Annotated in this window: 29 protein-coding genes; all 29 read left to right on the top strand. The window is 34.9% G+C overall.

Features of this window, described 5'->3' with window-relative positions; all coding sequences use genetic code 11:
* The first annotated feature begins 227 nt into the window (after positions 1-227).
* Positions 228-845: a 50S ribosomal protein L3 gene (rplC, locus tag ABXT06_RS16280; RefSeq protein WP_144217592.1), complete on the top strand. Its 618-nt coding sequence runs from the start codon at positions 228-230 to the stop codon at positions 843-845.
* On the top strand, positions 845-1,474 hold the full coding sequence (rplD, locus tag ABXT06_RS16275; RefSeq protein ID WP_163401238.1) for a 50S ribosomal protein L4: 630 nt from the start codon (positions 845-847) through the stop codon (positions 1,472-1,474). The genes rplC and rplD overlap by 1 nt, the downstream gene beginning before the upstream one ends.
* Positions 1,475-1,481: 7 nt before the next feature.
* Positions 1,482-1,772 (top strand): 50S ribosomal protein L23, encoded by a 291-nt coding sequence (gene rplW, locus ABXT06_RS16270; protein ID WP_008464286.1) that lies wholly within the window; start codon positions 1,482-1,484, stop codon positions 1,770-1,772.
* Positions 1,773-1,781: 9 nt separating this feature from the next.
* Positions 1,782-2,606, top strand: coding sequence for a 50S ribosomal protein L2 (rplB, locus tag ABXT06_RS16265; protein WP_008464287.1), 825 nt, complete (start codon positions 1,782-1,784; stop codon positions 2,604-2,606).
* A gap of 6 nt (positions 2,607-2,612) precedes the next feature.
* Positions 2,613-2,891 carry a 30S ribosomal protein S19 gene (gene rpsS / locus ABXT06_RS16260; RefSeq protein ID WP_008464288.1) on the top strand — a complete coding sequence of 93 codons (279 nt, stop codon included), beginning with the start codon at positions 2,613-2,615 and terminating at the stop codon, positions 2,889-2,891.
* Positions 2,892-2,899: 8 nt separating this feature from the next.
* Entirely contained in the window at positions 2,900-3,313 is a 414-nt protein-coding gene (gene rplV, locus ABXT06_RS16255; RefSeq protein ID WP_007803631.1) for a 50S ribosomal protein L22, read from the top strand.
* 5 nt (positions 3,314-3,318) lie between these two features.
* Positions 3,319-4,077: a 30S ribosomal protein S3 gene (gene rpsC / locus ABXT06_RS16250; RefSeq protein WP_008464292.1), complete on the top strand. Its 759-nt coding sequence runs from the start codon at positions 3,319-3,321 to the stop codon at positions 4,075-4,077.
* Between the two features lie 19 nt (positions 4,078-4,096).
* A complete protein-coding gene (gene rplP / locus ABXT06_RS16245) occupies positions 4,097-4,522 on the top strand; it encodes a 50S ribosomal protein L16 (RefSeq protein WP_008464295.1) in 426 nt (141 codons plus the stop codon).
* A 12-nt stretch (positions 4,523-4,534) separates the two neighbouring features.
* Positions 4,535-4,726, top strand: a complete 192-nt coding sequence (gene rpmC / locus ABXT06_RS16240; RefSeq protein WP_354591678.1) for a 50S ribosomal protein L29 — start codon at positions 4,535-4,537, stop codon at positions 4,724-4,726.
* A gap of 17 nt (positions 4,727-4,743) precedes the next feature.
* Positions 4,744-5,004 (top strand): 30S ribosomal protein S17, encoded by a 261-nt coding sequence (gene rpsQ / locus ABXT06_RS16235; RefSeq protein WP_012022485.1) that lies wholly within the window; start codon positions 4,744-4,746, stop codon positions 5,002-5,004.
* A 2-nt stretch (positions 5,005-5,006) separates the two neighbouring features.
* Complete coding sequence (rplN, locus tag ABXT06_RS16230) at positions 5,007-5,375, top strand: 50S ribosomal protein L14 (RefSeq protein ID WP_007803649.1); 369 nt, start codon at positions 5,007-5,009, stop codon at positions 5,373-5,375.
* Between the two features lie 12 nt (positions 5,376-5,387).
* On the top strand, positions 5,388-5,702 hold the full coding sequence (gene rplX / locus ABXT06_RS16225; protein ID WP_007803650.1) for a 50S ribosomal protein L24: 315 nt from the start codon (positions 5,388-5,390) through the stop codon (positions 5,700-5,702).
* A 2-nt stretch (positions 5,703-5,704) separates the two neighbouring features.
* Entirely contained in the window at positions 5,705-6,256 is a 552-nt protein-coding gene (gene rplE, locus ABXT06_RS16220; RefSeq protein WP_012022484.1) for a 50S ribosomal protein L5, read from the top strand.
* A gap of 3 nt (positions 6,257-6,259) precedes the next feature.
* Complete coding sequence (gene rpsN, locus ABXT06_RS16215) at positions 6,260-6,529, top strand: 30S ribosomal protein S14 (protein ID WP_008464305.1); 270 nt, start codon at positions 6,260-6,262, stop codon at positions 6,527-6,529.
* Positions 6,530-6,633: 104 nt separating this feature from the next.
* Entirely contained in the window at positions 6,634-7,032 is a 399-nt protein-coding gene (gene rpsH, locus ABXT06_RS16210) for a 30S ribosomal protein S8 (RefSeq protein ID WP_008464306.1), read from the top strand.
* 18 nt (positions 7,033-7,050) lie between these two features.
* Positions 7,051-7,593 (top strand): 50S ribosomal protein L6, encoded by a 543-nt coding sequence (rplF, locus tag ABXT06_RS16205; protein ID WP_354591677.1) that lies wholly within the window; start codon positions 7,051-7,053, stop codon positions 7,591-7,593.
* Between the two features lie 11 nt (positions 7,594-7,604).
* The gene (gene rplR / locus ABXT06_RS16200; protein ID WP_354591676.1) at positions 7,605-7,955 is read left to right on the top strand and encodes a 50S ribosomal protein L18; all 351 of its coding nucleotides are present in this window, start codon (positions 7,605-7,607) and stop codon (positions 7,953-7,955) included.
* Positions 7,956-7,958: 3 nt separating this feature from the next.
* Complete coding sequence (gene rpsE / locus ABXT06_RS16195; RefSeq protein ID WP_085949269.1) at positions 7,959-8,483, top strand: 30S ribosomal protein S5; 525 nt, start codon at positions 7,959-7,961, stop codon at positions 8,481-8,483.
* 10 nt (positions 8,484-8,493) lie between these two features.
* Positions 8,494-8,676 carry a 50S ribosomal protein L30 gene (gene rpmD / locus ABXT06_RS16190; RefSeq protein ID WP_008464315.1) on the top strand — a complete coding sequence of 61 codons (183 nt, stop codon included), beginning with the start codon at positions 8,494-8,496 and terminating at the stop codon, positions 8,674-8,676.
* Positions 8,677-8,687: 11 nt separating this feature from the next.
* Positions 8,688-9,140, top strand: coding sequence for a 50S ribosomal protein L15 (gene rplO / locus ABXT06_RS16185; RefSeq protein WP_109190654.1), 453 nt, complete (start codon positions 8,688-8,690; stop codon positions 9,138-9,140).
* A 13-nt stretch (positions 9,141-9,153) separates the two neighbouring features.
* Positions 9,154-10,500, top strand: coding sequence for a preprotein translocase subunit SecY (secY, locus tag ABXT06_RS16180; RefSeq protein ID WP_007803669.1), 1,347 nt, complete (start codon positions 9,154-9,156; stop codon positions 10,498-10,500).
* A gap of 7 nt (positions 10,501-10,507) precedes the next feature.
* Positions 10,508-10,723 (top strand): translation initiation factor IF-1, encoded by a 216-nt coding sequence (gene infA, locus ABXT06_RS16175; protein WP_007136545.1) that lies wholly within the window; start codon positions 10,508-10,510, stop codon positions 10,721-10,723.
* A 12-nt stretch (positions 10,724-10,735) separates the two neighbouring features.
* A complete protein-coding gene (gene ykgO / locus ABXT06_RS16170) occupies positions 10,736-10,852 on the top strand; it encodes a type B 50S ribosomal protein L36 (RefSeq protein ID WP_002987490.1) in 117 nt (38 codons plus the stop codon).
* Positions 10,853-10,854: 2 nt separating this feature from the next.
* Entirely contained in the window at positions 10,855-11,229 is a 375-nt protein-coding gene (rpsM, locus tag ABXT06_RS16165) for a 30S ribosomal protein S13 (protein ID WP_008464322.1), read from the top strand.
* Positions 11,230-11,237: 8 nt separating this feature from the next.
* On the top strand, positions 11,238-11,621 hold the full coding sequence (gene rpsK, locus ABXT06_RS16160; protein WP_026727866.1) for a 30S ribosomal protein S11: 384 nt from the start codon (positions 11,238-11,240) through the stop codon (positions 11,619-11,621).
* A 92-nt stretch (positions 11,622-11,713) separates the two neighbouring features.
* The gene (gene rpsD / locus ABXT06_RS16155; RefSeq protein ID WP_008464326.1) at positions 11,714-12,319 is read left to right on the top strand and encodes a 30S ribosomal protein S4; all 606 of its coding nucleotides are present in this window, start codon (positions 11,714-11,716) and stop codon (positions 12,317-12,319) included.
* A 21-nt stretch (positions 12,320-12,340) separates the two neighbouring features.
* Positions 12,341-13,333, top strand: a complete 993-nt coding sequence (locus tag ABXT06_RS16150) for a DNA-directed RNA polymerase subunit alpha (RefSeq protein WP_008464329.1) — start codon at positions 12,341-12,343, stop codon at positions 13,331-13,333.
* Between the two features lie 62 nt (positions 13,334-13,395).
* Positions 13,396-13,887 carry a 50S ribosomal protein L17 gene (gene rplQ, locus ABXT06_RS16145; RefSeq protein WP_008464331.1) on the top strand — a complete coding sequence of 164 codons (492 nt, stop codon included), beginning with the start codon at positions 13,396-13,398 and terminating at the stop codon, positions 13,885-13,887.
* A 244-nt stretch (positions 13,888-14,131) separates the two neighbouring features.
* A complete protein-coding gene (gene carA, locus ABXT06_RS16140) occupies positions 14,132-15,241 on the top strand; it encodes a glutamine-hydrolyzing carbamoyl-phosphate synthase small subunit (RefSeq protein WP_354591675.1) in 1,110 nt (369 codons plus the stop codon).
* Positions 15,242-15,256 lie beyond the last annotated feature (15 nt).

The following is a 15,256-nucleotide window of genomic DNA, read 5'->3' as shown; positions in this document are numbered from 1 at the left end:
TAATTGTTAAGTGTGATATTGGTTTTGGCGGAAAAGTTTGATTTGTCTTTTTGGGTAAAAGAAGCTTGTTTTGGTGTTGTTTTGATGCTTGGATTTTGATAATGAGCGATTTAATTTTTGTAACCGTTTGGTTTATTCAATTTTAATATCTACTTTTGCACTCCCTGTTTGGAAATTTCTGTTATTTTCAAATTGAAGGGAATTTTAGTAATTAATAATTAATATTTATGTCTGGGTTAATTGGTAAGAAAATCGGCATGACTAGTATTTTCGACGAAAACGGGAAAAACATTCCTTGTACAGTAATCGAAGCTGGACCATGCGTTGTTACCCAAGTCAGAACCAACGAGGTTGACGGGTATGAAGCGTTGCAACTTGGTTTCGATGACAAAAACGAGAAACATTCTACTAAAGCGGCTTTAGGTCACTTTAAAAAAGCTGGAACTGTTGCTAAGAAAAAAGTCGTTGAATTCCAAGATTTTGCAACTGAACAAAAATTAGGAGATCTTATTGATGTTACTATTTTTGAAGAAGGAGAATTTGTAGATGTACAAGGTGTGTCTAAAGGTAAAGGTTTCCAAGGTGTTGTTAAACGTCACGGTTTTGGTGGGGTTGGACAAGCTACTCATGGTCAGCACAACCGTTTAAGAGCGCCAGGTTCTGTAGGAGCTTCTTCTTATCCATCTAGAGTATTCAAAGGAATGCGTATGGCTGGAAGAATGGGAGGAGAAAATGTAAAAGTTCAAAACCTTAGAGTTTTAAAAGTAGTTGCTGAAAAGAATCTACTTGTTGTTAAAGGATGTATTCCTGGTCACAAAAACTCTTATGTAATCATTCAGAAGTAATGGAAGTAAAAGTATTAGATTTCAACGGAAAAGATACTGGAAGAAAAGTTCAACTTTCTGATTCAGTATTCGCAATTGAACCAAACAATCACGCTGTATATCTTGATGTTAAGCAATATCTTGCTAATCAAAGACAAGGTACTCACAAAGCTAAAGAAAGAGCTGAAGTAACTGGAAGTACACGTAAGATTAAAAAACAAAAAGGAACTGGTACTGCTCGTGCAGGAAGTGTTAAGAATCCTTTGTTTAAAGGTGGGGGAACAGTTTTCGGTCCAAGACCAAGAAGTTATTCATTTAAATTGAATAAAGGTTTAAAAAGATTGGCTAGAAAATCTGCTTTCTCAATCAAAGCAAAAGAGTCAAATATCGTAGTTGTAGAAGACTTTAATTTTGAAGCACCAAACACTAAAAATTTCATTAACGTTTTGAAAGCTTTAGGGTTAGAAAATAAAAAATCTTTATTTGTATTGGGCGAGTCAAATAAAAACGTATATTTGTCGTCACGTAATTTAAAGGCTTCAAGTGTCGTAACTAGCTCAGAATTAAGCACTTACGCAATATTAAACGCTAATAATTTAGTGCTTTTAGAGGGTTCTTTAGAGTTAATTGAAGAAAATTTAAGTAAATAATAGGAATATGAGCATCATTATTAGACCTATAGTAACGGAAAAAGTAACCAAAGAAAGTGAAGTTCTAAATCGCTTCGGATTCGTTGTTAACAAAAAAGCAAACAAAGTTGAGATTAAGAAAGCTGTTGAGGCTGCTTATGGAGTAACTATCGTTTCTGTTAACACAATGAATGTGAGACCAGATAGATCTACTAAATACACTAAAAGTGGTTTAATCAGTGGAAAGACAAATGCATACAAAAAAGCAATTGTTCAAGTACAAGAAGGAGAAACAATTGATTTTTACAACAATATCTAAGATAGAAAAATGTCAGTAAGAAAATTAAAACCTATTACCCCGGGTCAGCGATTTAGAGTTGTGAATGGTTATGACGCTATTACAACTGATAAGCCGGAACGCTCTTTGATAGCGCCGATAAAAAACTCAGGAGGTAGAAATAGTCAAGGAAAGATGACCATGCGTTATACGGGTGGTGGTCACAAGCAGAGATATCGTATTATCGATTTCAAAAGAACTAAAGATGGAATTCCAGCTACAGTGAAATCAATCGAATACGATCCAAATCGTACTGCATTTATTGCTTTATTAGCTTATGCTGATGGAGAGAAAACTTATATTATCGCACAAAACGGATTGAAAGTTGGTCAGAAATTAGTTTCTGGACCAGAGTCTCAACCTGAAATCGGTAATACTTTACCTTTAAGCAGAATTCCTCTTGGAACTGTTATATCTTGTATTGAGTTACGTCCAGGACAAGGAGCTGTTATTGCTCGTTCAGCTGGAACTTTTGCTCAGTTAATGGCAAGAGACGGGAAATACGCAACAATTAAAATGCCATCAGGTGAAACAAGATTAATCTTATTAACTTGTTCGGCTACAATTGGAGCTGTTTCTAATTCTGACCACCAATTAGTTGTATCTGGAAAAGCAGGTAGAACAAGATGGTTAGGAAGAAGACCTAGAACTAGACCAGTAGCGATGAACCCAGTTGATCACCCTATGGGAGGTGGTGAAGGACGTTCTTCTGGAGGGCACCCACGTTCAAGAAACGGATTGCCAGCTAAAGGTTACAGAACTCGTTCTAAGAAAAACCCGAGTAACAAGTATATCGTAGAACGTAGAAAGAAATAATAAGATATGGCACGTTCATTAAAAAAAGGACCTTTCGTTCATTATAAATTAGACAAGAAAGTTCAAGAAAACGTAGAAAGTGGTAAAAATGCAGTTGTTAAGACTTGGTCTAGAGCTTCAATGATTACACCAGATTTCGTTGGACAAACTATCGCAGTTCATAACGGTCGTCAATTTGTACCAGTTTACGTAACAGAAAACATGGTAGGTCACAAATTAGGAGAGTTTTCACCAACTAGATCTTTTAGAGGTCATGCTGGAGCAAAAAATAAAGGTAAAAAATAAAAGAAGCAATGGGAGTTCGTAAAAGAGAAACAGCAGATGCGAGAAAAGAGGCTAATAAGTCTATCGCTTTCGCAAAATTGAATAACTGCCCTACTTCACCTAGAAAAATGCGCTTAGTAGCGGACTTGGTAAGAGGTCAGAAGGTAGAAAGAGCACTTAACATTTTAAGATTCAGTTCTAAAGAAGCTTCAAGAAAATTAGAAAAACTATTATTATCTGCAATCAACAACTGGGAGCAAAAAAATAGTGAAGGTAATTTAGAAGAGGCTGGATTATTTGTTAAAGAGATCAGAGTAGATGGTGGAATGATGTTGAAAAGACTTCGTCCAGCTCCTCAAGGTCGTGCACACAGAATAAGAAAACGTTCTAATCACGTAACAATCGTGCTTGGAGCTATCAATAACACACAAAGCAATTCTTAAGCAGCATGGGACAAAAGACAAATCCAATTGGAAATAGACTTGGTATCATCAGAGGATGGGACTCAAACTGGTATGGTGGAAATGATTACGGCGATAAATTAGCTGAAGATCACAAAATCAGAAAGTATATCCACGCTCGTTTATCAAAAGCTAGTGTATCTAAAGTAATCATCGAGAGAACTTTGAAACTTGTAACCGTTACTATCACTACTGCTAGACCTGGTATCATTATCGGAAAAGGTGGGCAAGAGGTAGACAAGTTAAAAGAAGAACTTAAGAAAGTTACTGACAAAGAGGTTCAAATCAACATCTTTGAAATTAAAAGACCTGAGTTAGATGCTTATCTTGTGGCGACAAGCATCGCTCGTCAAATCGAAAGCCGTATTTCTTACAGACGTGCAATCAAAATGGCTATTGCTGCTTCTATGCGTATGAATGCTGAAGGTATCAAAGTTTTGATTTCTGGTCGTTTGAATGGTGCTGAGATGGCGCGTTCGGAAGGTTTCAAAGAAGGTAGAATTCCTCTATCAACTTTCAGAGCTGACATTGATTATGCTCTTGCTGAAGCTCATACTACTTACGGTAGAATGGGGATTAAAGTATGGATCATGAAAGGTGAAGTTTACGGTAAGAGAGAACTTTCTCCACTTGCTGGAATGGACAAAAAACAATCTGGTACAGGTGGTGGAAAAGGTGGAGATGCTCCTAGAGGCAAATCTAACTTTAACAAAGGTGGAAAACCAGACGCTCGTAAAAGAAAGTAAATTTTTAAACTAAAGAAAAATGTTACAGCCTAAAAGAACAAAATACCGTAAGGTACAAAAAGGTAGAATGAAAGGTAACTCTCAAAGAGGGCACGAACTTTCAAATGGAATGTTTGGAATTAAATCTGTACATGAAGATGGAATGTTCTTAACATCTCGTCAAATCGAAGCTGCACGTATTGCTGCAACTCGTTACATGAAGAGAGAAGGACAATTATGGATTAAAATTTTCCCAGACAAACCTATCACTAAGAAACCTCTTGAAGTACGTATGGGTAAAGGTAAAGGAGCAGTTGAGTATTGGGCTGCTGTTGTTAAACCAGGAAGAATTATGTTTGAAGTTGGAGGAGTTCCATTGTCAGTTGCAAAAGAGGCTTTACGTCTTGCAGCTCAAAAACTTCCAGTAAAAACTAAGTTCGTCGTTGCTAGAGATTTCGAAGCATAATTTATATTTATTATGAAACAATCAGAAATAAAAGATCTTTCTGCAGCGGAGTTGCAAGAAAAGCTTAGTCAAACTAAGAAAGTATATGCTGACCTAAAAAAGGCTCATGCTATCTCTCCAATTGCTAACCCACTTCAAATTAGAAGCGTTAGAAGAACAGTTGCAAGATTAGCTACAGAGTTAACTAAAAGAGAGTTACAATAATTGTATTCTGCTGAAAGATGGAAGAAAAAAGAAATTTAAGAAAAGAAAGAATAGGTGTTGTTACTTCAAATAAGATGGATAAATCTATCGTTATTTCTGAGGTAAGAAAAGTAAAACACCCATTATACGGTAAGTTCGTGTTGAAAACTAAGAAATATGTTGCACACGACGAAACAAACGACTGTAACATTGGAGATACTGTAAGAATTAGCGAAACGCGTCCTTTAAGTAAAACAAAATGTTGGAGATTAGTTGAAATCTTAGAAAGAGCTAAATAATTATGGTACAACAAGAATCAAGACTAAAAGTAGCAGATAACACGGGAGCTAAAGAAGTTTTAACTATTCGTGTTTTAGGAGGTACTAAAAGAAGATATGCCTCTGTTGGTGACAAAATTGTAGTTTCTATCAAAGATGCAACTCCAAACGGAAACGTGAAAAAAGGAGCTGTTTCAACTGCAGTTGTTGTGCGTACTAAAAAAGAAGTGAGAAGAGCTGATGGTTCTTATATCCGTTTCGATGACAATGCATGTGTTCTTTTGAATGCTGCAGGAGAAATGAGAGGAACTCGTGTTTTTGGTCCGGTAGCAAGAGAACTTCGTGAAAAACAATTCATGAAAATTGTATCATTAGCACCAGAAGTGCTTTAATTCGTTTTTAAGATGATAAAGCTAAAAATAAAATCAGGAGATATCGTAAGAGTTATTGCTGGAGACCATAAAGGTGCTGAAGGTAAAGTTTTACGTGTTTACCGTGAGAAAAATAAAGCGATAGTTGAAGGTGTAAACATGGTTTCAAAACATACAAAACCAAGTGCTAAAAACCCTCAAGGTGGTATCGTTAAGAAAGAGGCTTCTATTCAAATTTCTAACATTTCTCTAATTGATCCTAAAACTAAGGAAACAACTAGAGTAGGTATTAGAGTAGAAGGAGATAAGAAAGTAAGATTTTCAAAAAAATCTAATCAAGTACTATAGTAATGGCATATACACCTAGACTAAAAGAAGAATATAAGAGTAGAGTAATCTCTGCTCTTAAAGAAGAGTTCGGATATACAAACGTAATGCAAGTTCCTAAACTTGAAAAAATCGTTTTGAGCCGTGGAGTTGGTGCAGCTGTATCTGATAAAAAACTTATTGACTATGCAGTTGATGAGTTGACAAAGATCACTGGACAAAAAGCAGTTTCTACAATCTCTAAGAAAGACGTTGCGTCTTTCAAATTGAGAAAAGGAATGCCTATTGGAGCAAAAGTTACTTTACGTGGAGAAAGAATGTATGAGTTTTTAGATAGACTTATCACTTCTGCTTTACCACGTGTTAGAGATTTTGGTGGTATTAAAGCTACTGGATTCGACGGAAGAGGTAACTATAATCTTGGAGTTTTAGAGCAAATCATTTTCCCAGAAATTGATATTGACAAAGTAAACAAAATTTCAGGAATGGATATTACTTTTGTTACTACTGCAAAAACAGACAAGGAAGCAAAGTCATTATTGGCTGAATTAGGATTACCTTTTAAAAAGAATTAAGACATGGCTAAAGAATCAATGAAAGCCCGCGAGGTTAAAAGAGAGAAAACGGTAGCTAAATATGCTGAGAAGAGAAAAGCTTTATTAGAAGCTGGAGACTACGAAGGTTTACAAAGATTACCTAAAAATGCTTCACCAGTTCGTTTACACAATCGTTGTAAGTTAACAGGTAGACCTAGAGGTTATATCCGTCAATTCGGTATTTCACGTGTAACTTTCCGTGAAATGGCTAACAATGGGTTAATTCCAGGAGTTAAAAAGGCTTCTTGGTAATCTCGCAATAAGTTATTACTTTTGCAAACCAAAAAATAATTTTAATTGATTAAAGGTTCGGGAGACGGGTGTCTCCCGAAAACCATAATCGCAATCAAATACATATGTATACAGATCCTATTGCAGATTATTTGACTAGAGTTCGTAACGCTGTGGCTGCAAACCACAAAGTTGTTGAAATTCCAGCATCTAATCTTAAAAAAGAGATAACTAAGATCTTATTTGATCAAGGTTACATCTTAAGTTACAAATTTGAGCAGAATACTGTACAAGGTTCTATCAAAATTGCTTTGAAGTATGATAAAGATACTAAAGAGCCTGTAATTAAAGATATCCAAAGAATTAGTAAACCAGGTTTACGTAAGTACGCTGGTGCTGCCAAATTGCCAAGAATCCTTAACGGATTAGGAATTGCTATTGTTTCTACATCAAAAGGTTTGATGACTGGAAAACAAGCTAAGCAATTAAATGTAGGTGGTGAGGTAATTTGTTACGTATACTAATTTTAAACACTAGATAAGATGTCAAGAATAGGTAAAAGCCCAATTGTAATCCCTGCTGGTGTAACTGTAGAAGTTAAAGACGGTATTATTACAGTAAAAGGAAAAAGAGGTCAACTAGTTCAGGAGTTTTCGGACGTAACTGTAACTGTTGAAGGTGATCAAGTTTCAGTAGAAAGATCATCTGATCATAAAGACCATAGAGCAAAACACGGATTATTCAGATCTTTGATCAGTAATATGGTTGTTGGTGTTTCTGAAGGTTTCACAAAAGAACTAGAATTAGTTGGAGTTGGTTATAGAGCTTCAAACCAAGGTCAAAAGTTAGATTTAGCTCTTGGATATTCTCACAATATTGTTTTAGAGATTGCTCCAGAAGTATCTTTAGAAACAGTATCTGAAAAAGGTAAGAACCCAATCGTAAAATTAACATCGTTTGATAAACAACTTTTAGGACAAGTTGCTGCGAAAATCAGAAGTTTCCGTAAGCCAGAGCCATACAAAGGTAAAGGTGTTAAATTTGTGGGTGAAGTATTAAGAAGAAAAGCAGGTAAATCAGCTTAAAATATAAGATTATGTCATTAACAAAATCTGAAAGAAGACAGAGAATTAAATTCAGAATTAGAAAATCGGTTAGTGGTACTGCTGCAAGACCTAGACTTTCTGTTTTTAGAAGTAATAAAGAAATTTACGCTCAAATCATTGATGATGTAAATGGAGTTACTATATTAGCTGCATCTTCAAGAGAAAAAGAAATAGGAAACGGTACTAACGTTGAAGTAGCTGCTGCTGTTGGAAAACTAGTTGCAGAGAAAGCGTTAAAAGCTGGGATTGATACCATCACTTTTGACAGAGGTGGATATTTGTATCACGGTCGTATTAAATCATTAGCAGAAGGCGCAAGAGCCGCTGGACTTAAATTCTAATATATTATGTCTAAATACAAAAATGTAGAATTGGTAAAACCTAGTGGTCTTGAATTAAAAGATCGTCTAGTTAGTGTTAATCGTGTTACTAAAGTTACAAAAGGTGGTAGAGCTTTCGGTTTTTCTGCTATTGTAGTTGTAGGTGATGAAAATGGAGTAGTTGGTCACGGATTAGGAAAATCTAAAGACGTTTCTGAAGCAATTGCGAAAGCAGTAGAAGATGCTAAGAAAAACTTAGTTAGAATTCCTTTGAACGGACAATCTGTTCCTCACGAACAAAAAGGTAAATTTGGTGGTGCACGTGTATTCTTAATTCCAGCGTCTCATGGTACTGGAGTTATTGCTGGTGGAGCTGTTCGTTCAGTTCTTGAGTCAGTAGGTATTCACGATGTATTGTCTAAATCTCAAGGATCATCAAATCCACATAACGTAGTAAAAGCAACTTTTGATGCTTTATTGCAAATGAGAAGCGCTCATACTGTTGCAAAACAGAGAGGAGTTTCTTTAGAAAAAGTTTTTAAAGGTTAATTAGGAAATTATGGCTAAATTATTAGTAAAACAAGTAAGAAGCAAAATCAACTGCCCTCTTTCTCAAAAGAGAGGTTTGGAAGCTTTAGGTCTACGTAAAATTGGACAAGTTGTGGAGCATGAGTCAAATCCTGCTATCCTTGGGATGATAAACAAAGTTAAACACTTAGTTTCTGTAGAAGAAGCTAAATAACAAATACTGTTATGAATTTAAGTAACTTACAACCTGCTGAAGGATCTACGCACAATCAAAATAAAAGATTAGGTAGAGGAGAAGGTTCTGGAAAAGGTGGTACCGCTGCACGTGGACACAAAGGAGCAAAATCTCGTTCTGGTTATTCTAAAAAGATTGGTTTTGAAGGAGGGCAAATGCCACTTCAAAGACGTGTACCTAAGTTTGGTTTCAAAAACATCAATCGTAAAGAATACGAAGGTGTTAATTTAGATACTCTTCAATTATTAGTTGATAACGGTGTAATTACTGATTCTGTTTCAATGACAGATTTCGTAGCAAATCGTTTGGCTACTAAAAATGAAATCGTTAAGATTTTAGGTAGAGGAGAATTGAAAGCGAAATTAAAAGTAACTGCCCACAAATTTACTGCTACTGCAAAAGCTGCTATTGAAGCTGCTGGTGGAGAGGCTGTAACTATATAACTTATCTATTAAGATGAAGAAATTTATTGAATCAATAAGTAATGTTTGGAAAATCGAAGAACTAAAGAATAGAATCTTAATTACTTTAGGATTGCTTTTAGTATATCGTTTTGGAGCACACGTTACGCTTCCTGGAATTGACGCAACGCAATTGACTGGTTTAGCGGGACAAACTAAAAATGGTCTAGGATCTATTCTAGACATGTTCACCGGGGGTGCTTTCTCTAAGGCTTCAGTTTTTGCCTTAGGTATCATGCCTTATATTTCTGCGTCTATTGTTGTTCAGTTGATGGGGATTGCGATTCCATATTTACAAAAACTTCAAAATGATGGGGAAAGTGGTAGAAAAAAGATTAATCAAATCACTCGTTGGTTGACAATCGCTATCACATTGGTTCAAGGTCCAACTTATATCTATAATTTATACAGAACATTGCCTAGTAATGCATTTTTGCTAGGCTTTAATTCTCCTGAATTTTTGTTCTCGTCTGTTATCATTTTGGTTACTGGTACAATTTTTGCTATGTGGCTGGGTGAGAAAATTACAGATAAAGGTATTGGAAATGGTATTTCATTGTTAATTATGGTTGGTATTTTAGCTCGTTTACCGCAAGCTTTTATCCAAGAGTTTACAACTCGTGTTACCAATAACAATGGAGGTCCAATGTTATTAGTTATTGAAATTATTGTTTGGTTATTAGTTATCATTTCTTGTGTATTGCTTACAATGGCAGTACGTAGAATCCCTGTACAGTATGCTCGTCGTACAACTACAGGAGATTACGAACAAGATTTGGCAGGAGGTAATAGACAATGGATTCCTCTAAAGCTTAATGCTTCCGGAGTTATGCCAATTATTTTTGCTCAGGCAATTATGTTTATTCCTGCGGCTGTAGCTGGATTGTCTAAATCAGATACATCACAATCTATTGTTGGTGCATTTAGTAATATGTTTGGTTTCTGGTATAATTTTGTTTTTGCAACTTTAATTATTGTATTTACATTCTTTTATACTGCAATCACTGTACCTACTAACAAAATGGCTGATGATTTAAAAAGAAGCGGTGGTTTTATTCCTGGAGTTCGTCCTGGAGCAGAAACTTCTGATTTCCTTGATAAAGTGATGTCTTTAATAACTTTCCCAGGATCTTTATTCCTTGCTTTGATTGCTGTGTTCCCAGCTATTGTTGTAAGTATTATGGATGTACAACAATCTTGGGCAATGTTTTTTGGAGGTACCTCATTAATAATTATGGTTGGTGTTGCAATAGATACTATTCAGCAGATCAATTCATATTTGTTAAACAAACATTATGATGGTTTAATGAAGACTGGTAAAAATAGAAAAGCGGTAGCTTAATATATTTATGGCAAAACAATCAGCAATAGAACAAGACGGATCAATTATAGAAGCATTGTCAAATGCTATGTTCCGTGTAGAGTTAGAAAATGGACATATTGTAATTGCTCATATTTCTGGTAAAATGCGAATGCATTACATCAAATTATTACCTGGTGATAAAGTGAAACTAGAAATGAGTCCTTACGATTTGTCAAAAGCAAGAATTACTTATCGATATTAAAGGATATTCACTATGAAAGTTAGAGCATCAGTAAAAAAGAGAAGTGCCGAGTGCATTATCGTGCGTAGAAAAGGGAGACTGTACGTAATAAACAAAAAGAATCCTAGATTTAAACAAAGACAAGGATAATTATGGCAAGAATAGCAGGGGTAGATATCCCAAAAAACAAAAGAGGCGTTATCGCACTTACCTATATTTTCGGATTAGGAAAAAGTAGAGCTATTGAGATTTTAGAGAAAGCTCAAGTTAGCCAAGATAAAAAAGTTCAAGATTGGAATGATGATGAGATCGGAGCAATTCGTGAAGCTGTTTCATTTTACAAAATTGAAGGAGAATTACGTTCTGAAATTTCTTTAAACATTAAACGTTTAATGGATATTGGATGTTACAGAGGTATTCGTCATAGATCTGGTCTTCCATTAAGAGGGCAAAGAACTAAAAACAACTCAAGAACAAGAAAAGGTAAAAGAAAAACTGTTGCTAACAAGAAAAAAGCAACTAAATAATAAGTAATATGGCTAAAGCAACTGCAAAAAAACGTAAAGTTATCGTTGAATCAACGGGTGAGGCTCATATTTCTGCCACTTTTAATAACATTATTATTTCTTTGACTAATAAGAAAGGTGAAGTTATCTCTTGGTCTTCAGCTGGTAAAATGGGTTTCAGAGGTTCTAAAAAGAACACTCCTTATGCAGCTCAAATGGCAGCAGAAGATTGCGCTAAAGTAGCACTTGAGGCAGGACTTAAAAAAGTGAAAGTTTATGTAAAAGGACCAGGTAACGGACGTGAGTCTGCTATCCGTTCTATTCATAACGGTGGAATTGAAGTTACTGAAATTATTGATGTTACTCCAATGCCGCACAACGGATGTCGTCCTCCAAAAAGACGTAGAGTTTAATTTTTTATTTTTATAGTATAAACAAGGTAGAACATAGATTATCGAAGGATTAGACCTGAATTCATAATTTCTACCTTAAAATTTTTTTTAAAATGGCAAGATATACTGGTCCTAAAACCAAAATCGCTCGTAAATTTGGCGAGGCAATCTTCGGAGATGATAAATCTTTCGAAAAAAGAAATTACCCACCTGGACAACACGGGATGGCTAAAAAAAGAGGAAAAAAATCTGAGTACGCTGTTCAATTAATGGAAAAGCAAAAAGCTAAATATTCTTACGGAATTTTAGAAAAACAATTCAGAAATTTATTCGAAAAAGCATCAGCTACAAAAGGAGTAACTGGTGAAGTTTTATTACAATTATGCGAAGCAAGATTGGATAATGTTGTTTTTAGAATGGGAATTGCTCCATCTAGAAGAGGTGCGCGTCAAATCGTTTCTCACAGACACATTACTGTAAATGGAGAGGTTGTTAATATTCCTTCTTACCACCTTAAGCCTGGTGATAAAGTTGCAGTTCGTGAAAAATCTAAATCTTTAGAAGCTATCGAACGTTCTTTATCAAATTCAAGTCATGTTTATGAATGGATTACTTGGAACAATGATCTTAAAGAAGGAACTTTCGTTTCTGTACCTGCGAGACTTCAAATTCCAGAAAACATTAAAGAACAATTAATCGTAGAGTTGTACAACAAATAATAATTGACTTAGTCGAAATTTATGGCAATATTTAATTTTCAAAAGCCCGATAAAGTTATCATGATCGATTCAACCGATTTTGAAGGTAAATTTGAGTTTAGACCTTTAGAACCTGGTTACGGATTGACAGTTGGTAATGCACTTAGAAGAGTTTTGCTTTCAGCGTTAGAAGGTTATGCAATTACATCTGTTCGTATCGAAGGTGTAGATCATGAGTTTTCTACTATTTCAGGTGTTGTTGAGGATGTTACCGAAATTATCCTTAATCTAAAACAAGTACGTTTCAAACGTCAAATTGAAGATATCGATAATGAATCAGTTACTATTTCTGTTTCTGGTAAAGATCAATTAACAGCAGGTGATTTTCAAAAATTTATTTCAGGTTTTCAAGTTTTGAATCCAGACCTTGTTATCTGTAATTTAGATTCTAAAATCAAATTGAACTTCGATTTAACAATCGAAAAAGGTAGAGGATACGTTCCTGCTGAAGAGAACAAAAAACAGAATGCTGCAATTGGAACAATTTTTACAGATTCTATTTTTACTCCGGTAAAAAATGTAAAATATGCAATCGAAAATTTCCGTGTAGAGCAAAAAACAGATTACGAAAAGTTAGTTTTTGAAATCAAAACTGATGGATCTATTAATCCAAAAGATGCTCTTACTGAAGCTGCTAAAGTTTTAATTCACCATTTCATGTTATTCTCTGACGAAAGAATTACACTTGAGGCTGACGAAATTGCACAAACAGAATCGTATGATGAAGAGTCATTGCATATGAGACAATTGCTTAAAACTAAGCTTGTTGATATGGATTTATCTGTGAGAGCATTAAATTGCTTGAAAGCGGCTGAAGTTGATACACTTGGTGATTTAGTATCGTTCAATAAAAATGACCTAATGAAATTCCGTAATTTTGGTAAAAAATCTTTAACTGAACTTGATGAACTTGTTGCAGTGAAGAATTTAACTTTCGGAATGGATTTAGCTAAATACAAATTAGATAAAGAATAATTTACTTCATATTTTGCTCTCCATGGTGGATTGTAGCAAGATGAAGATAAAAAAAACACGTCATGAGACACGGAAAAAAATTCAACCACTTAAGCAGACAGACTGGACATAGAAAAGCTATGTTGGCTAATATGGCTTGTTCTCTTATCGAGCACAAACGTATTAATACTACTGTTGCTAAAGCTAAAGCGCTTAAACAATTTGTTGAGCCTTTAATTACAAAATCAAAAGAGGATACGACTCACAATCGTCGTATTGTTTTTGCTTACTTACGTAACAAATACGCTGTAACTGATTTGTTCAGAGATGTTGCTGCTAAAGTAGGTGACCGTCCAGGTGGATACACACGTATCATTAAAGTTGGAAATCGTTTGGGAGATAACGCTGATATGGCGATGATCGAACTTGTTGACTTCAATGAACTTTACAACGGAGGTAAAAAAGAAGTTAAAAAAGCGAAAAGCCGTCGTGGTGGTAAAGCTAAAAAAGCTGAAACTGCTGCTCCTGAAGCCCCTGCTGCTGAATCAGAAACGACTACTGAAGCTTCTGAATAATTATGAAAGTAATCATTCTATAAAAATCAAGGATAAACTAATTTTTAGTTTATCCTTTTTTTTTGATTTTTTTGAAACTGCAGAAATGTAACTTATTTAAAATTATAGGTTTTATTTTTACGAGTGAAAGTTTTAAAAAATCTTGGAAGGGCTATTTTAAAGAAGTAAATTTGCAAAATTCTAATTACACATAAAACCGTTATTTGGTTTTATAACTTGATTAAAAAACAATACAAATTAAATAATGAAATACACAACACGACAAAGCGCCATTTTATTACTTAGTGACGGAACAATCTTTCACGGAAAATCTATCGGAATTAGCGGTAAAACTTTCGGTGAGGTTTGTTTTAATACTGGAATGACAGGGTATCAGGAAATTTTTACTGATCCTTCTTATTTTGGTCAAATTATGGTTGCTACAAATACACATATCGGAAATTATGGTGTGAATGAGCAAGAAGTTGAATCTGATAGTATTAAAATTGCCGGTTTGGTTTGTAAAAACTTCAGTTTTAATTATTCCAGAGAAAATGCTTCTGAAAGCTTAGAAGATTATTTTACTAAACAAAATTTAATCTGTATTTCTGATGTAGATACTCGCGCACTAGTAAGTTATATTCGTGACAATGGTGCGATGAATGCGGTAATTTCCACAGATGGAACTTCAATCGAAGACTTAAAGAAAGAGTTGGCGAATGTTCCAAACATGGAAGGCTTAGAATTAGCTTCTAAGGTTTCTACTAAAGAACCATATTTCTTCGGAGATGAAAATGCTACTTACAAAATCTCGGCTTTAGACCTCGGTATCAAAAAGAATATCTTGAGAAATCTTGCGAAAAGAGATTGTTATATTAAGGTGTATCCTTTTGATTCAACTTACAAAGATATGTCTGAGTTTAATCCAGATGGATATTTCTTGTCAAATGGACCTGGAGATCCAGATCCTTTATTCGGAGCAATTCAGGTGGCAAAAGAAATTTTAGCAGATAATAAACCTTTATTTGGAATCTGTTTAGGACACCAAGTAATTGGTCTTGCAAATGGGGTTGAAACGTACAAAATGTTTAACGGACACAGAGGGATTAACCATCCAGTTAAAAACATCACTACAGGTAAGGGTGAAATAACTTCTCAAAATCACGGGTTCGCTGTTAGAAAAGAACAATTGGAAAATCATCCAGAGTTAGAAATTACTCACGTGCACTTAAATGATGGTACTGTTGCTGGAATGCGAATGAAAAATAAAAACTGCTTTTCAGTTCAATATCACCCAGAGGCTAGCCCGGGGCCACATGATTCGTCATATTTGTTTGACCAATTTGTAGAGAATATTAAAAGTAGCAAAGTCTAAAACGATGTAGTTAAT

Source organism: Flavobacterium sp. UW10123 (assembly GCF_040538975.1).
Taxonomy (GTDB): Bacteria; Bacteroidota; Bacteroidia; order Flavobacteriales; family Flavobacteriaceae; genus Flavobacterium.
The sequence above is the reverse complement of the archived record's forward strand: the minus strand, read 5'-3'. Positions and strand labels throughout refer to the sequence as shown.